The sequence below is a fragment of the Solidesulfovibrio alcoholivorans DSM 5433 genome (assembly GCF_000702665.1).
GTDB lineage: Bacteria > Desulfobacterota > Desulfovibrionia > Desulfovibrionales > Desulfovibrionaceae > Solidesulfovibrio > Solidesulfovibrio alcoholivorans.
In genome coordinates this window covers 37,774-52,289 of sequence record NZ_JNJA01000004.1, presented here as the reverse complement: position 1 = coordinate 52,289, position 14,516 = coordinate 37,774, and the positions used below count along the sequence as shown (strand labels likewise).

The window sequence follows — 14,516 nt, the reverse complement described above, 5'->3', positions numbered from 1 at the left end:
GGGAATTGACTTGCCCTGCGGCAAGTGCAATACCCTGAACTATCTGCCGGAGTTGGAGGACCAGATGGAAAAGCAGCAGGGGACCCGGGACGCGTTCACGCAGTTTTTCATCAAGCACGCCGTGGCCATCTTCCTCGTCGCCACGGTCGTGTGCCTGCTACTCGCGGCGTTTCTCACCAACGTCCTCAAACCGAACGTGGTGGGCGTGTGGCTCGTGGTCGGCATCCTGACGTCGCTGCTTTTTTCCGGCGTGGCCCTGGTGGTGGTGCTGGCCATCGCCGCCGTGGACAAGGCGCGTCGGCTGCGCATCATTTCCCTGGACACCCAGACGGACCTCGACCTCAGGGACCGCTTCGAGGGCGAGAAGCTGCGCATCGAGGGCTTCTACTGCCCGCCGCCGCTCAAGAACGCGGGCAAGACCTTCGTCGGCTGCGAACTGCGCGGCCCGGGCGCGGTGCGGTTCGCGAGCCACATCAACCTGTCCGAGTGCGTCTTCCAGCTGTGCGACTTCGTCGTGCTGGAGGACCTGTGCCGTACGAACACGGCGGCGGTTTTCGCCGACTCCACGTTCACGCGCTGCACCTGGGTCAAGACCACGGTGTTCGTGTCCAAGGCCGTGGCCGCCGAGCTCGGCCCCGCGCTCGTCAACGAAAACGAGGAGCCCTGCCTGCTCGGCCAGGCGGAGTGACCCCGTGCGGCCGTGCGACGCCTCGTGTCGCGCCCGCGAAGCAAGCGCCTGCCCTTTCGAGGACGATGTCCTTGAGAACTTATTTTTTCTTGAAAAATACTCCCCTATTTTTCAAGGGCCGCGCGCTACGCGGCGTCGCAGGCCATCAGGACGCTCAGCAGGAAAATGACGCCGATGGACGCGAAGACGAGTTTCCCGGCCCAGGCGCGCGCGGCGTCCGGCGAGGACGGCCCGGCCAGGGCCAGGGCCAGCCAGGCGAGCCCCGCGACCGTGGCCGCCGTGAAGTAGGCGTACCCGGCATAGCCGCCCACGGTCAAAAGCGGCGCGACCAGGACGAAGGCCGCGATGTGGCCGACGAGCAGCCGCCGCGTCGCCGGCGCGCCGCGCGTAAGCGACACCACCGGCACGCCCGCCGCCGCGTACTCGTCCCGGCGGTAGAGGGCGATGGCGTGGGCGTGGGGAATCTGCCACAGGCTGAAGATCGCGAGCAGCAGCGCCGCGCCGCCGTCGAAGCGGCCCCTGGCGGCGCAGTAGGCGGCCACGGGCGGGGCCGCGCCGGCAAGGCTCCCGAGCAGGGTCGCAAGCAGCGAATGCCGCCGCTTGAGCAGCAGGCTGTAAACCCCGACGTAGACGACGAACCCCGCCGCAACGATCCCCAGGCACAGCGCGTTCGTCCCAAGCCACAATACGAGGCCGCCCGCAAGGCCGAGGAGCGCGCCGTACACCCAGGCCGCCGCCGGCGAGACCGCGCCCGCCGGCAACGGCCTTTCCCGCGTGCGCGCCATTTCCCGGTCGATGTCGCGGTCGATGCAGTTGTTGCACACGCAACCCGAAGCCACGACCAGCGCGATTCCGGCCATTGCCACGAGAAAAAGCCCTGCCCCGCCGCCGCCGGCGAGGAAAAAACCGCCGCACGCCGCGACCAGATTGGCGCAGACGATCCTGGGCTTGGCAAGAAGCAGATACGGCCGCAGCACGACAGACGGTCTCACATCCGGTAATGCAGGCTGTGCATGATCCAGATCGAGCCCCCCACAAAGAGGAAAACGATAAAGAAGGTGAAAAGCAGGGACATGAACTGCCAGTGCATGGCCCGCGACCCGTCCACGTGCAGAAAAAAGCGCAGTTGCACGAGCATCTGCAGGGTCGCGGCGGCGAAGACGCAGAAAACCGCGGCTCCGTGGGAGAGCGCGCCGGTCATGACCGCGATAAACGGCACGATCGTGAGCACGAGCGACAGGGAAAAGCCGATGTAATAGGCGCGGGCCAGGCCGGTCCCGGCCCGGCCGCCGCCAGGTTGCGCGCTCATTGCAGCACCCCCATGAGGTAGACCACGGAAAAGACGCCGATCCAGACGACGTCGAGAAAGTGCCAGAACATGCCCAGGCGCGTGAGCCGCCCCGCTACCGGCGCGGTCAGCCCCTTGCGCGACACCTGGGCCAGCATGACGACAATCCAGACCATGCCAAAGGTCACATGCGCGCCGTGCGTGCCGACCAGGGTGAAGAAGGCGGAGAGGAAGGCGCTACGCTGCGGCCCGGCCCCTTCGTGGATGAATTTGGCGAACTCGTGGACCTCCATGGACAAAAAGCCGAGCCCGAGCAGGAAGGTGAGCCCGAGGCCCAAGAGCACCCGGCGCGCATCGCCGGCGTGCATGGCCGTCATGGCGAGCCCGTAGGCCGCGCTGCTGCACAGTAGCAGCATGGTTTCGATCAGCACGAAGGAGAGGTCGAACAGTTCCTTCCCCGTGGGGCCGCCGGCGAAGTTGTGCGACAGCACCACATACGTCGCGAACAGCGCCGCGAAAATGATCAGGTCGCTCATCAGGTACATCCAGAACCCGAGCGACCGGATGGCCTCCATGTCGTGGTGTTCGGGATGCCCGGCAACGGTCGGGCCGGAATGTACGGCAGTCGCCGCCATGGCGTTCACCTCCAGCGATGCGTTCGCGTCAAGATTCGTGTCGTCAAGCCTCAGGAACGGCCGGCAGCGGCCATCCGCGCAAAGTGCAGGTCCTCGATGCGCGCCACCTCGGCCGCGGGGATGATCTCCGTGGTGTCGTCATCCATGGAGCGGACGACGACCACGAGAAGGAGCCCCAGAAAGCCCGCCCCGGCCAGCCACCAGATGTGCCAGATCATGGCGAAGCCGAAGAGGAAGGCCAGGATGCCAAGCAGGAAACCGTGGGCGCAGTTTTTCGGCATCTCGATGTCCTGGTAGGCCTCGGGCCGCTTGTAGGCCTCGCCGCTTCGCTTCATGTCCCAAAAGGCGTCGAGGCCGTGCACGGTGGGGATCACGGCGAAGTTGTAGGGCGCCGGCGGCGAGGCCGTGGCCCACTCCAGGGTGCGGCCGTCCCAGGGATCGCCGGTCACGTCGCGCAACGCCTTGCGGTTTTTGAAGCTCACGAACAGCTGGATCAGCATGCAGCCGATGCCCGCGGCCACGAGCAGCGTGCCAAGCGCCGCGACGATGAGGTACGGCTGCCAGGCCGGGTTGTCGTAGTGCTGCATGCGGCGCGGCATGCCCATGAAGCCCAGGATGTAGAGTGGCACGAAGGCAAGGTAGAAGCCCACGAGCCAGCACCAGAAGGAGAGCTTGCCCCAGGTCTCGTCCAGGCGGAAGCCGACGGCCTTGGGAAACCAGTAGGCGTAGCCGGCGAGGAAGCCGAAGAGCGTGCCCGGCACGAGCATGTTGTGGAAGTGGGCGATGAGGAACAGGCTGTTGTGCAGCACGTAGTCCGCGGGCGGCATCGCGAGCAGCACCCCGGCCAGGCCGCCGAGGACGAAGGTGGTCAGGAAGCCGAGGGTCCAGAGCATGGGCGTGGTGATCGTGACCCGGCCCTTGTACATGGTGAGCAGCCAGTTGAAGACCTTGACGCCCGTGGGGATGGCAATGAGCATGGTGGAGATGCCGAACGCGATGTTGACGCCGGCGCTCGCGCCCATGGTGAAGAAGTGGTGCACCCAGACCGCGAAGGACAGGAACATGATGGCCGCCGTGGCGTAGACCAGCGACGGGTAGCCGAACAGGCGCTTTCGGGAAAAGGTGCTCACCACTTCGGAAAAGACGCCGAAGGCCGGCAGGATGACGATGTAGACCTCGGGATGGCCCCAGGTCCAGAACAGGTTGGCGTACATCATCATGTTGCCGCCGAAGTCGTTGGAGAAAAAGTGCATGCCGAGATAGCGGTCCATGGAGACCAGTGCCAGGGCCACGGTCAGCACCGGGAAGGAGAAGATGATGAGCACGTTGGTGAAGACCGAGGTCCAGGTGAAAAGCGGCATGCGCATGAGCGTCATGCCCGGCGCGCGCATGGTGAGCACCGTGACGAGGAAGTTGATGCCGCTAAGCAGCGTTCCGAGGCCCGCGATCTGCAGCGCCCAGATCCAGTAGTCCACGCCCGTGTCCGGGCTGTATTCCAGTTCGGTCAGGGGCGAATAGCCGGACCAGCCGGCCTTGGAGAATTCGCCGACGCCGAGGGAAACCATGACGAGCAGGGCCCCGGCCACGGTCAGCCAGAGGCTCACGGCATTGAGAAAGGGAAAGGCCACGTCGCGGGCCCCGATCTGCTGCGGCACGACGATGTTCACGAGCCCCGAAAGAAACGGCATGGCCATGAAAAGAATCATGATCGTGCCGTGGGCGCTGAATACCTGGTTGAAGTGGTCCGGCGGCAGGAAGCCCTGGGACGCGCCCACGGCCATGGCCTGCTGGGCGCGCATCATGAGCGCGTCGGAAAAACCGCGCAGCAACATGACGAGCGCAAGGATGATGTACATGATCCCGATCTTCTTGTGGTCCACGGTGGTGAGCCACTCCCGCCACAGCGTGGGCCAAAACCGGAAATAGGTGATGAGCCCGAGCACGGCGAGGGCCGCCAGCACGGACCCGACCACCGCGCCCATGACGATGGGATCATGGTAGGGAATCGCGGAAAGGCTCAGTTTTCCAAACATCGCGTCACTCCTCCGTGTCGCCTTACTGCTGGCCGTGCATGGTGTGGCCCTGGCCGTGCCCGCCGCCGGGGGTCTTGTCCAGGGGACTGTAGAGATTGAGGATGTATTCGAACATGTCGGGCGAAACCGAGGAAAAATAGGTCACGGGGTCGCCGCTGCTCGGCTTGCGCAGCGCCTCGAACCGGGTGGCGTCGAGGGTTTGGGGCGAGCGTTTCACCTGCTCCACCCAGGCGTCGAACGCCTCCGGGGTCACGGCCTTGGCGGCGAAGGACATGGTCGGGTAGCCCGCGCCGCTGAACTGCTGGTTCTGGCCGGCGTAGACGCCGGGCGTGTCGGCGAGCAGGTGCAGGCGCGTGCGCATGCCGGCCATGGCATAGATCTGGCTGCCGAGCTGGGGGATGAAAAAGGAGGTCATGACCGTGTCGGAGGTGAGCTGGAAACTGAGCGGCGTGCGCGCCGGGAACACTAGCTCGTTGACCACGGCGATGCCCTGTTTGGGGTAGATGAACAGCCATTTCCAGTCGAGGCTGACCACGTCCACCCGGAACTGCTCGGCGGCCGGGTCGATGGGCTTGTACGGGTCGAGGCGGTGCGTGTAGCGCCAGACCAGGACGGACAGCGCCAGGACGATCACAAGGGGAATGCACCACATCACGGCTTCGATCTTGTTCGAATGGCTCCACTCGGGTTCGTACGCGGCCTTGGTGTTGGAAGCCCGGTACTTGAGGGGGAACCAGACGGACATGACGATGACCGGGACAACGACGAGCAGCATGAGGACAAAGGCGGCCAGGATGAGAAAACGCTCCGCTTCGCCGATGGGGCCTTTGGGGTTGAGCAGAACCAGCTCGCTGCATCCGGACAACAAGGCCGCGGCGCAGAGAAGCGTCAGGAGGGTGCAGGCGAACGAGAGTTTTTTTGCCATTTACCTACCTCGGCGTTGGGAAATAGCCTGACAGGAGCCTTGTTTCATTCTCTACGTTTTCCGTGGGTTGGTGTCAACGAGGGCCGAAGGGAACTCCAGCCCGTCCATCACCGGCATCTGCACGTCCATGAGCACGGCCGCGTAGGCGTGCCGGTCGAGCAGGCGCAGGGCCTGCTCCCCGTCGGCGGCCTGCGCGGGGGGAAGCTTCGGCGCAGGTCGCTCCTCCGGACGCATGCCGGGAGCAGACGCGATAACGCATAAGACCCGGGGATGAACCGGGTCTTATGCGTGGGCATTGCGCGGAAGTCGCGCTAGCGGGTGATGACGAGCACGGAAGCGGTGGTGCCGACGCGCAGGACGACGTTTTCCGGCTTGGCGACGATGCGCACTCGGACCGGAACACGCTGGGCGAGCCTGATCCATTCGAAGGTCGGGCTGACAGCGGGCAGCAGATCCTGGCCGGACGCGCCGTCGGCCTGGGCCACGCCATGGCCCACGCTCTCGACGACGCCTGCCAGCGGCGCGTCGGGATAGGTCATGAGCGTCACCACGGCGTTGTCGCCGCTTTTGATGGCGGCGATGGCGCTCTCGCGAAAATAGCCGGCGACCCAATAACTGTCGGCGTCGACCAGGGCGAGCAAGGGCTGGTTGGCCACGGCTTGGCTGCCGATGCGCAGGTTCAGGTTGGTCACGAAGCCGTCCACGGAAGCCGTGACGCGGGTGAACTCGAGATTGAGCCGGGCCTGCTCGCATTGGGCCAGGGCTTCGCGCAGCTGGGCGTTATCCTCGCCGGGCGCGCCGAGCGCGGCCCGGGCCCGGGCCAGTTCGGCCTCGGCCTGGGTCCTGGCGGCGTGGGCCTTGTCGAGCTGTGACCGGGCCTGGTTGAAGCTCGCCTTGCCCGTGACGTAGCTTTCCTGCATCTGGTCGAAATCCCGCCGCGCGATACTGCCGCTGTCCACGAGCGCCCGGTAGCGGTTCAGATCCCTTTCCTGCTCGTCGTAATGCGCCTTGGCACCCGTGACGCCGTATCCGGCGTTGTTCACGGCGGTTTCACTTTGCAGCAAGGCGGCTTCCGCGCTTTTCACCTGTTGCGCCAGGTTGCGCAACTGGTCCCGCGTCTTGTCGAGATTGGCTTGGGCCTGGTCGTAGGCCGCCTGAAAGGTCCTGGGGTCGATGCGAAAAAGCAGGTCACCCTTGTGGACGAACTGGTTGTCGTGAATGGGGATCTCCACGATGGGGCCGGAGATGCGCGGCGTGATCTGAACGACGTCGGCGCGGACCCGGCCGTCGCGGGTCCAGGGGTTGCGGACGTATTGCAGGTATTTGAAGCCGACCATGGCGAGGGCGGCAAGGACGACGACGGACGTGAGGCCGATGCGAAGCGCACGTTTCATGGAACTTATCCCGCGATCAAGAAGGTTTCGATGAGGCCGGCGCACAGGATCACCAGCGCGACGAAAACCAGGGGAGGCGCGGCGAAATGCCGCGACAAACGGCGTTTGGTCAACTGCCGGGCAATGCCGGTCGCAGCCAACAGCCCCAGCACGCCGGAGAGTAGCAAGGGCGGCATATACACGCCGCAAATGCTGATTTCGCTTGGTGCGGCCAACATGGAACACTCCCAGGGTTAAGGTCAAAAGCGGTTTTCCTGCCATCGCGCCCAATCGAAATCCGCCGACAGCACGGCATGGTCGAGCAGCGCGCGATGGGCCCCGCGGTAGCCGCCGAGCAGGCGGTACGCGCCGACATGGTCCCCGGGCGAAAACTCTTCCGTCGCGGTCCCTAAAGCGACCTCGATGCCGTGTTCGCTCGCGCCGTAGGCGTCCCGCAGGCGCCTCAGGGCGACGGATTCGGACGCCGCCATGCGCGGGGCACGGCCCCAGTGCCGCACGGCCTCAAGCAGCGCCTCGTGCCAGGACCGGAAGTCCCGGCTTACGGCCTCCGTGTCCTGCGCGGCGTTGGCGCGCACTTCCGCGAGCAGCTGGAAAGCGTGGACAATGGAATTGAGGCTCGCGACCAGGGCGGCGGCCCGCGCCTTGGCCCCCGGGCCAAGCTCCGCCTCCCTGACCGAGTTGGCCCAGCCTCCGAGCTTGCCCGCGGAAAGCCGCAACGACTCCAGGCCATCGCCGAGGCGGCGTTTTCCCCCGGCGCGCGGCGGCGCGTCGGCGCAAAGGGACAGGAACGACTCCGCCTGCCGGAAAAAACGGCGCAGCACGCGCACGAACATCCGTTCCGGCCGCGACGTGAACGGGAAATGGGACATGGCCGCAGCGACGAGGATGCCGAAAACCATCGCCGTGGCATTGTGGACGAACAGGGCGAAATCGTAGGTCTGGCGGTTCTGGATGTTGGTCATCATGATAAATGGCACGACGCCTGCCAGTTTGAGCGCCGTCAGCCGGGGATGCCAGGACATGTACGAGATGCCCGCGGTCAGGCCGGAGAGCAGGGCCAGAAATTCCCAGGAGCGGGAGAGCGTAGGCATGACCCAGACGTAGAGCACGGCGGCGATGCCCACGCCGACGAGGTTCACGAACAGAAATTTTGGCCAGTCCATCTGGGGAGCCAGGACGCCCATGAGCGTGAACAGCCCGACAAAGACGACAAAGGCCAAGTGTCCCGGCGGATCGATGTAAATCCAGAGAAACGCGGCGACCCAGACGGCGGCCATGCCCCGCGCCAGGACCGCGTAGCTGTCGGCATCGGCCCTGTGCGCGCCCCCCGGCCGTGCGGCGGCCGGCGGCAGCTCGCGCCCGAAGCGGCGTCCCTTGAGGGCGAGCAGGCCGTCCGCGAGGTTGCGGCTCGTGGCTTCCACGCGGGCAAGGGCCGCAAACAGGGTCAGCACGGCGGCGCGTTGCAGATGGGTGAGCGCAACAAGGCGCTGCGCGTCCGGACGCCAGGGGCAGGCCGCTTCCCGCTCCGGCGTCGCGCCCTCCAGGATGGCCTGAAGCCCGAGGAAGCGGGCGCGCATGGTTTCCTGCATGCGCGCAAGATCCGGAATCACGGCGTCCAGATCGTCGATATGGCGCAGTTCCGGGAAGCTCTCCCGCCACATGCGCAGGGCAGACTGCATGGCCTCAAGCGCCCTAAGCGCCTGCATCCACCAGCCGCGCAGCTCGCGGACCGAGAACCGCTCCATCGCGGCGGCGTCCAGGCGGCGACGCAACTGCCCCAGCAACTGGTCGCCAAGGCCCAGCCACTTCTCCACCGGCTCGTCCGGAGCGTTGCCGCGCAGCAGGGCAAAGGAAAGGTGCGCGCTCTTCGCCTGCACGCCGAGCAGGCTTTTGACGGCGGCGTCCAGGTCCGGCGCGCTGCGCTGGGGCCAGAGAAAGACCGAAACCAGCGCATACGACAGGATGCCGAGCCCCGTTTCCTGCAACCGCAGCACGGCGGTGTCGAAGGCCTGCTGCGCGCTCGTGCCGATGACGGCCGAGGCGATGAGCAGACTGACGTAGCCGCTCAAGAACCAGAAATAGACCGCCCGCGACGTCGTGATCCTGTACGCGCACAGGCCGACGTAGCCCGCGATGCAGGCGACGAAGGGCCAGCGCTCCTGGGGAAAAAGCGCAGGCAACCAAGTGCGACGACGCCGGCGGCAACGGTCCCCCAAAGGCGCTGCACGCATTTTTGCAAGGACTCGCCCACCGTCGGCAGGCTGACCACGGCCACGGCGATGCAGGCCCAATAAGGGTTGGACCAGCCAAGCGCCATGGCGCAGCCGCAGGCCAGGGACATGGCAAGGCCCGTTTTGACGGATTCCCGCGCCGCAAGGGAAAATTGGATCATGACAAGGCCGTGGCCCCGCGCACGGGGATGTGTGTTGGCGACGCGACTGCCGTGAGCGGGGAGAACGTCCGCCGTTTCCGGCGCACGCCCGGACCGACCGGTCGCGCTGCGCTTTTTTTTAACTCTTGAATAAATATACCGAATCTCGCAGTCGTCGCCGTACGGCCGCCCGCTCGGTCTGCGGGTGTAGACTTGTTTGGAGCGCTTGTCTACAGTTGTAGACAACACACGGCAAGGGATTGTTTGCCTTGTCGCAAGCATCCGTGCGACGCTGCCGGAACCGCCTGTCCGCCGCAGGGCGACGGGGACCGCAGGGGAGGCTTGGCGATGGAACACCGCGACACCGCGCAGGAGACGCCGCAAAACGCCGCGAAACCGCGCCGCAACGCAAGCGCGACGCGGCAGGCCATTCTGGACTCGGCCAGGCAGGCGTTCACTCGCTGCGGCTACGATGGCGTGGGCGTGCGGGAAATCGCACAGAATGCGGGCGTGACGGCGATGCTCGTCAACCGTTATTTCGGTTCCAAGGAAAAGCTGTTCGAGGAAGTGGTCGAATCTACGCTCGCGGTCCCCGGCATTTTGCGCACCGAGATCGCGAAATCCGGCGGCGACATGGCGCGGCTGTCCCAGGTCATCGCCGCCGAGGTCGTGGCCCCGAGCACGCGGGAGCACAGCCCCCTGGACGGCATTCTCCTGCTCATCCGTTCGGCGTCCAACCCGCAGGCCGCCGCGATCCTGCGCGAAAGCGCCCGGCGGCACCTGCGGCCCCTGGTCGAGGTTTTGCCCGGGGAGGCTGTCGGGGAGCGCGCGGCGCTTTTTCTTTCGGTCGTCGTGGGTTTTCTGCTCATGGGCCGCGTCATCGCCCTGCCGGCGCTGGCCGATGCGCAAACGCCAGGCCTTGCCGCGCATCTGCAAGCGCTTTTCGCCACACTTCTCGAGCCCAAGGAGGAAGGCCCGGAAATCAGGTAGCCGCCCTCGCCCTCAAGGAGCGCAGCCGTTTTCTTGAAGCCAGCCCCCTAACTCGGGAAGTAACATCGCTATCCCTTTGGACTTTCACTCGCCAAGTGAAAACGGCGCCTAGGAGAAGCCCAGGCGCCGTTTTCAATCTGACCGGTCGTTTCGAAAACAGCCGGATCAATACGTTTACTTATTCCTCGGCACTGATCGCATTGAAGCCACATTCGGCTTCACATGCGCCGCAATCAATACAGGCATCGGTTATCTCATAATAATTTTTCCCAGAGGGGTGGGTAATGGCCTCGGCAGGGCAGACCCCTTGACACGCACCGCAAAACTGACATTCATTTGGGTCGATTTTATGCATATTCTCTCCTTCAAGCAACAGGAATAATAGTATATATATGATGCCGGCAGAATGTCAACAAAAATGTAAATCCTCGCAAGCACGTCATCGCGCCACCCATTGAAAAAACAAAAGGCCCGGCGTTTAACCGGGCCTTTTGCAAGGAAATTTCGTGGGGTGACTGATGGGACTCGAACCCACGGCAACCAGGGCCACAACCTGGGACTCTACCAACTGAGCTACAGTCACCACTGGAGAACGAATCCTTTAGACCTCCCGGCCCGGCCCGTCAACATTTTTTTGTCCCGCTTGCCCAAAGCCCGCCCCCGCGGTATCGTCCGCAACGCCCTTCCGGCGAAATCCGCCTTGCCCGACCCGGCAAGGCTGCCCAAGGATTCTCCATGGACAAGCTGCTCATCCGGGGCGGAAAGCCCCTTCACGGCGTCGTGCGCATCAGCGGCTCCAAAAACGCCGCCCTGCCCATCCTGCTCGCCGCGCCGCTTCTGACCGAACCGACCGTCATCACCAACGTGCCGCGCCTGCGCGACATCCAGACCACGCTCAAACTCCTCGACATCCTCGGCTGCCCGTCCACGTTCACGGACAACGTCGTGACCCTGGAGCCGAGTAAGGCGCTGAATCCCGAAGCCCCTTACGACCTCGTGCGCACCATGCGCGCCTCGGTGCTGGTGCTCGGCCCCCTGCTCGCCCGCACCGGCCATGCCCGCGTGGCGCTCCCCGGCGGCTGCGCCATCGGCGCGCGACCCGTCGATCTGCACCTGACCGCCCTGGAAAAAATGGGCGCGGCCTTCAGCCTGGAGGCCGGCTACATCGACGGCCGCTGCGACGGGCTCAAGGGCGCGCGCATCGTCTTCGACTTCCCCACCGTGGGCGGCACGGAAAACCTGCTCATGGCCGCGAGCCTGGCCGAAGGCACGACCATCCTCGAAAACGCCGCGCGCGAGCCCGAAGTGGCCGACCTGGCCGATTTCCTCAACGCCATGGGCGCGAAAATCAGCGGCCACGGCACCTCGGTCATCACCATCGAAGGCGTGCCGCGCCTGGGCGGCGGCCGCTACGCCATCATGCCCGACCGCATCGAGGCCGCCACGTACATGATGGCCGCGGCCATCACCGACGGCGAACTGCGCCTGGAGCACTGCCCGTTCATGGAGCTCGACGCCGTGGTGTCCAAACTGCGCGAGATGGGCGTGCAGGTGGAGGCCACCAACGCCGGCGTGCTGGTGCGCCGCCGCGAGCAGCTCGTGGGCGTGGACCTCGCCACACAGCCCTATCCGGGCTTTCCCACGGACGTGCAGGCGCAGATCATGGCGCTTATGTGCGTGGCCATGGGCGCGGGCTCGATCCGCGAGACCATTTTCGAAAACCGCTTCATGCACGTCCAGGAACTCGTGCGCCTGGGCGCGCAGATCCGCATCTCGGCCCAGCATGCCTTCATCCGGGGCGTGAAGAACCTGACCGGCGCGCCGGTCATGGCCTCGGACCTGCGGGCCAGCGCTTCGCTCGTGCTCGCGGGCCTGGCCGCCCGGGGCGAGACGCTCATCCAGCGCGTCTACCACCTCGACCGGGGCTACGAGGCCGTGGAGGTCAAACTGCGCGCCGTCGGCGCGGACATCGAACGCCTCGCCTGAGCCGACCGCCCTGCCCCGCCAAGGAGACGGACGTGGCCGCCATCGACCTGAGCATTTTCGACCTGTTCAAGATCGGCCCCGGGCCGTCGAGCTCCCACACCATCGGGCCGATGCTCGCGGGCGGCGACTTCCTTGCCCTGCTGCGCCGCCAGCCGCCGGATATCCTGGCCGCTGGGACGCGCATCGAGGTCGAACTCTACGGCAGCCTCGCCGCCACGGGCCGGGGCCACGGCACGGACCGGGCCGTGCTGGCCGGGCTGCTCGGCCAGGATCCCAGGCATTGCCCGCCGCAGTTCCTCGACGCACTGGCACACGCGCCGGAGCGGGCGCACCCCCTGGACCTCGGCCCGAAAACCCTTTCCATCAGCGCCGCGGACGTGGTCATGGGGCCTGTCGTGTGCGACCTGCCGTGCAGCAACACCCTGGCTCTGCGCCTTCGCGGCGAGGATCCCGACGCCCCGCCGCTGCTCGAACGCCGCTACGCCTCCATCGGCGGCGGCTTCATCCAGTACGCGGGGCAACAGCTCCCCGCACGCGGCGAGCCGGCCTACCCCTACGCCAGCATGGCCGATATCCGGCGCATCGTGCGCGAAGAGGACATCGGGCTGCACCGGCTCATGCTGGAAAACGAGGCGGCCCTGACCGGCGACCGGCCAAACGAAATCCTGGCCCGCCTTGACGCCGTGCTCGCGGCCATGGACGCCTCGGTGGACGCGGGGCTCGCCGCTTCGGGCGTGCTGCCGGGGCCGCTCAAGCTCAAACGCAAGGCGGCGCGGCTTTTCGCGCGCGGCAGCCGCAACCGCCGCCCGCCCCACGACAGCGCGCTGACCAAACTCATGGCCTACGCCTTTGCCGCGGCCGAGGAAAACGCCGCCGGGCACATCGTCGTCACCGCGCCGACCTGCGGCGCGGCGGGCATCATCCCGGCCACGGCCCGCTTCATGCGCACCGCGCTGGAACTGCCCGAGCATTCCATCCGCGAAGGCCTGCTCGCGGCCGCGGCCGTGGGCTTTCTTGCCAAGCACAACGCCACCATCGCCGGCGCGGAAGGCGGCTGCCAGGCCGAAATCGGCGTGGCCTCGGCCATGGCCGCGGCCATGCTCGCCCATGCCATGGGCTACGGCGTGCGCGTGGTGGAAAACGCGGCGGAAACGGCGCTCGAACACCACCTGGGCATGACCTGCGACCCGGTCGGCGGCTACGTGCAGATCCCCTGCATCGAGCGCAACGCCATGGGCGCGGTCAAGGCCTACGCCGCCTACTGCATCGCCTCGGACGAAATGCCCGCGCACCACAAGGTGGGCCTCGACCAGGCCATCGCCGCCATGCGCGCCACGGGCCTCGACATGAACCGCAAATACAAGGAAACCGCCGAAGGCGGCCTCGCCGTCAGCGTCGTCGCCTGTTGATATTTCGGGGGGGAATGCCTTCGGCGGCCAGGAGGGGCGACGGCCCCTCCTGGACCTCCCGAAAGGGGGAAACCCGGAGAGAATGCGGGGCGGAAGGACAGCGGGATTGTTTTTTCAGTGGTGCATCAGGGGGAGAAAGGGCTATAGGGACGGCAAGCGCGTAACAAGGAGGCGTGTATGTCCTTATCGCGAATTTTCCCTGCCGCGGCGCTGGTCGCCGTGCTGCTCGGCCTGCCTGGGCAGGCTGCGGCCGTCGGGCTTTTCCAGTGCGTCGATCCGGCCGGGCGGCAAGTCTGCGTCGTGGACAGCGGCACCATGACCGGCTTTTCGCCGTCGGCGCTGTGCAACCGTTCCTGCCCGGCCTGCGCCGGCCGTTGCGACGGGGCGCGCTACTACCCCTCGCGCAGCGGGCATTGGGAGAAATCCTGGCAGGTCGCGCCCGGCATCACGGGCAACAACATGCTCACGCCCGGCCCTGACGTGAACCAGGACGCCCGCACCATCGTGCGGGAAGGGCTGGCGTCGCCCGAGACCCAGCCCCCGGCGACGCCCCCGGCCCCGGGCTCCTATTATCCCGTTCCCGCCCCGACCCCGGGCCAGCCCCTGCCCCCGGGCTATTACTACTACGTGCCGCCTTCTCCCGGCACGCCGACCAACTGATCACTCGACCCAAACAAGCCCCCGCCCGCCGGGAATCCCCGACGGGCGGCTCTGTTCCTAAATGCGGCCGGCCATGCCTCCACCCCTTTCCCGCTCCCCCGCTCAGGGGGGCCGGGGGGGATGATCCCCCCCGGCCG

The 14,516-nt window shown here is 66.3% G+C and carries 14 protein-coding genes, 1 tRNA gene and 1 pseudogene; 5 read left to right on the top strand and 11 right to left on the bottom strand.

What is annotated here, in order from left to right; translation table 11 throughout:
- The first annotated feature begins 10 nt into the window (after nt 1-10).
- On the top strand, nt 11-688 hold the full coding sequence (locus Q368_RS0108670; protein WP_156955671.1) for a hypothetical protein: 678 nt from the start codon (nt 11-13) through the stop codon (nt 686-688).
- A gap of 125 nt (nt 689-813) precedes the next feature.
- On the opposite strand, the gene cyoE is transcribed toward Q368_RS0108670, so the two are convergent.
- The 9 genes and pseudogenes from cyoE to Q368_RS0108625 all read right to left on the bottom strand — a co-directional run bounded on the left by cyoE (nt 814) and on the right by Q368_RS0108625 (nt 9,280).
- Nucleotides 814-1,680: a heme o synthase gene (cyoE, locus tag Q368_RS0108665; protein ID WP_245611304.1), complete on the bottom strand. Its 867-nt coding sequence runs from the start codon at nt 1,678-1,680 to the stop codon at nt 814-816.
- Nucleotides 1,677-1,997 carry a cytochrome o ubiquinol oxidase subunit IV gene (cyoD, locus tag Q368_RS0108660; RefSeq protein ID WP_029458671.1) on the bottom strand — a complete coding sequence of 107 codons (321 nt, stop codon included), beginning with the start codon at nt 1,995-1,997 and terminating at the stop codon, nt 1,677-1,679. Before cyoD ends, cyoE begins: the two co-directional genes overlap by 4 nt.
- Nucleotides 1,994-2,611, bottom strand: a complete 618-nt coding sequence (cyoC, locus tag Q368_RS0108655; RefSeq protein WP_029458670.1) for a cytochrome o ubiquinol oxidase subunit III — start codon at nt 2,609-2,611, stop codon at nt 1,994-1,996. Before cyoC ends, cyoD begins: the two co-directional genes overlap by 4 nt.
- Nucleotides 2,612-2,661: 50 nt before the next feature.
- Nucleotides 2,662-4,644, bottom strand: coding sequence for a cytochrome o ubiquinol oxidase subunit I (gene cyoB, locus Q368_RS0108650; protein WP_029458669.1), 1,983 nt, complete (start codon nt 4,642-4,644; stop codon nt 2,662-2,664).
- Between the two features lie 22 nt (nt 4,645-4,666).
- Complete coding sequence (gene cyoA / locus Q368_RS0108645) at nt 4,667-5,569, bottom strand: ubiquinol oxidase subunit II (RefSeq protein WP_029458668.1); 903 nt, start codon at nt 5,567-5,569, stop codon at nt 4,667-4,669.
- A 51-nt stretch (nt 5,570-5,620) separates the two neighbouring features.
- Nucleotides 5,621-5,803, bottom strand: a complete 183-nt coding sequence (locus tag Q368_RS0108640) for a response regulator (RefSeq protein ID WP_029458667.1) — start codon at nt 5,801-5,803, stop codon at nt 5,621-5,623.
- 77 nt (nt 5,804-5,880) lie between these two features.
- Entirely contained in the window at nt 5,881-6,963 is a 1,083-nt protein-coding gene (locus tag Q368_RS0108635; RefSeq protein WP_029458666.1) for an HlyD family secretion protein, read from the bottom strand.
- A gap of 5 nt (nt 6,964-6,968) precedes the next feature.
- Nucleotides 6,969-7,181: a DUF1656 domain-containing protein gene (locus Q368_RS0108630; protein ID WP_029458665.1), complete on the bottom strand. Its 213-nt coding sequence runs from the start codon at nt 7,179-7,181 to the stop codon at nt 6,969-6,971.
- A gap of 21 nt (nt 7,182-7,202) precedes the next feature.
- Nucleotides 7,203-9,280: pseudogene (locus tag Q368_RS0108625) on the bottom strand (FUSC family protein).
- A 402-nt stretch (nt 9,281-9,682) separates the two neighbouring features.
- On the opposite strand from Q368_RS0108625, the gene Q368_RS0108620 reads away from it, so the two are divergent.
- Nucleotides 9,683-10,324 carry a TetR/AcrR family transcriptional regulator gene (locus Q368_RS0108620; RefSeq protein ID WP_043785451.1) on the top strand — a complete coding sequence of 214 codons (642 nt, stop codon included), beginning with the start codon at nt 9,683-9,685 and terminating at the stop codon, nt 10,322-10,324.
- A gap of 178 nt (nt 10,325-10,502) precedes the next feature.
- Here the strand turns inward: Q368_RS0108620 and Q368_RS24470 are convergent, their stop codons facing one another.
- Both Q368_RS24470 and Q368_RS0108615 read right to left on the bottom strand, forming a co-directional pair.
- On the bottom strand, nt 10,503-10,679 hold the full coding sequence (locus Q368_RS24470) for an ATP-binding protein (RefSeq protein ID WP_084158719.1): 177 nt from the start codon (nt 10,677-10,679) through the stop codon (nt 10,503-10,505).
- A gap of 152 nt (nt 10,680-10,831) precedes the next feature.
- A tRNA-His gene (locus tag Q368_RS0108615) sits at nt 10,832-10,907 on the bottom strand.
- Between the two features lie 152 nt (nt 10,908-11,059).
- Between Q368_RS0108615 and murA the strand changes: the two genes are divergently transcribed.
- The 3 genes from murA (at nt 11,060) to Q368_RS0108600 (ending at nt 14,379) form a co-directional block, all read left to right on the top strand.
- Nucleotides 11,060-12,310, top strand: a complete 1,251-nt coding sequence (gene murA, locus Q368_RS0108610; protein ID WP_029458662.1) for a UDP-N-acetylglucosamine 1-carboxyvinyltransferase — start codon at nt 11,060-11,062, stop codon at nt 12,308-12,310.
- Nucleotides 12,311-12,342: 32 nt separating this feature from the next.
- A complete protein-coding gene (locus Q368_RS0108605) occupies nt 12,343-13,719 on the top strand; it encodes an L-serine ammonia-lyase (protein WP_029458661.1) in 1,377 nt (458 codons plus the stop codon).
- A gap of 177 nt (nt 13,720-13,896) precedes the next feature.
- Nucleotides 13,897-14,379 carry a hypothetical protein gene (locus Q368_RS0108600; protein ID WP_052360083.1) on the top strand — a complete coding sequence of 161 codons (483 nt, stop codon included), beginning with the start codon at nt 13,897-13,899 and terminating at the stop codon, nt 14,377-14,379.
- Nucleotides 14,380-14,516 lie beyond the last annotated feature (137 nt).

Excerpts from the sequence above, each read along its gene's own strand:
- cyoC (WP_029458670.1), bottom strand. The coding sequence starts at position 2,611 with ATGGCGGCGACTGCCGTACATTCCGGCCCGACCGTTGCCGGGCATCCC.
- cyoA (WP_029458668.1), bottom strand. The coding sequence starts at position 5,569 with ATGGCAAAAAAACTCTCGTTCGCCTGCACCCTCCTGACGCTTCTCTGC.
- Q368_RS0108600 (WP_052360083.1), top strand. The coding sequence starts at position 13,897 with ATGTCCTTATCGCGAATTTTCCCTGCCGCGGCGCTGGTCGCCGTGCTG.
- Q368_RS0108620 (WP_043785451.1), top strand. The coding sequence starts at position 9,683 with ATGGAACACCGCGACACCGCGCAGGAGACGCCGCAAAACGCCGCGAAA.
- cyoD (WP_029458671.1), bottom strand. The coding sequence starts at position 1,997 with ATGAGCGCGCAACCTGGCGGCGGCCGGGCCGGGACCGGCCTGGCCCGC.
- cyoB (WP_029458669.1), bottom strand. The coding sequence starts at position 4,644 with ATGTTTGGAAAACTGAGCCTTTCCGCGATTCCCTACCATGATCCCATC.
- murA (WP_029458662.1), top strand. The coding sequence starts at position 11,060 with ATGGACAAGCTGCTCATCCGGGGCGGAAAGCCCCTTCACGGCGTCGTG.
- Q368_RS0108635 (WP_029458666.1), bottom strand. The coding sequence starts at position 6,963 with ATGAAACGTGCGCTTCGCATCGGCCTCACGTCCGTCGTCGTCCTTGCC.
- Q368_RS0108640 (WP_029458667.1), bottom strand. The coding sequence starts at position 5,803 with ATGCGTCCGGAGGAGCGACCTGCGCCGAAGCTTCCCCCCGCGCAGGCC.
- Q368_RS24470 (WP_084158719.1), bottom strand. The coding sequence starts at position 10,679 with ATGCATAAAATCGACCCAAATGAATGTCAGTTTTGCGGTGCGTGTCAA.
- Q368_RS0108630 (WP_029458665.1), bottom strand. The coding sequence starts at position 7,181 with ATGTTGGCCGCACCAAGCGAAATCAGCATTTGCGGCGTGTATATGCCG.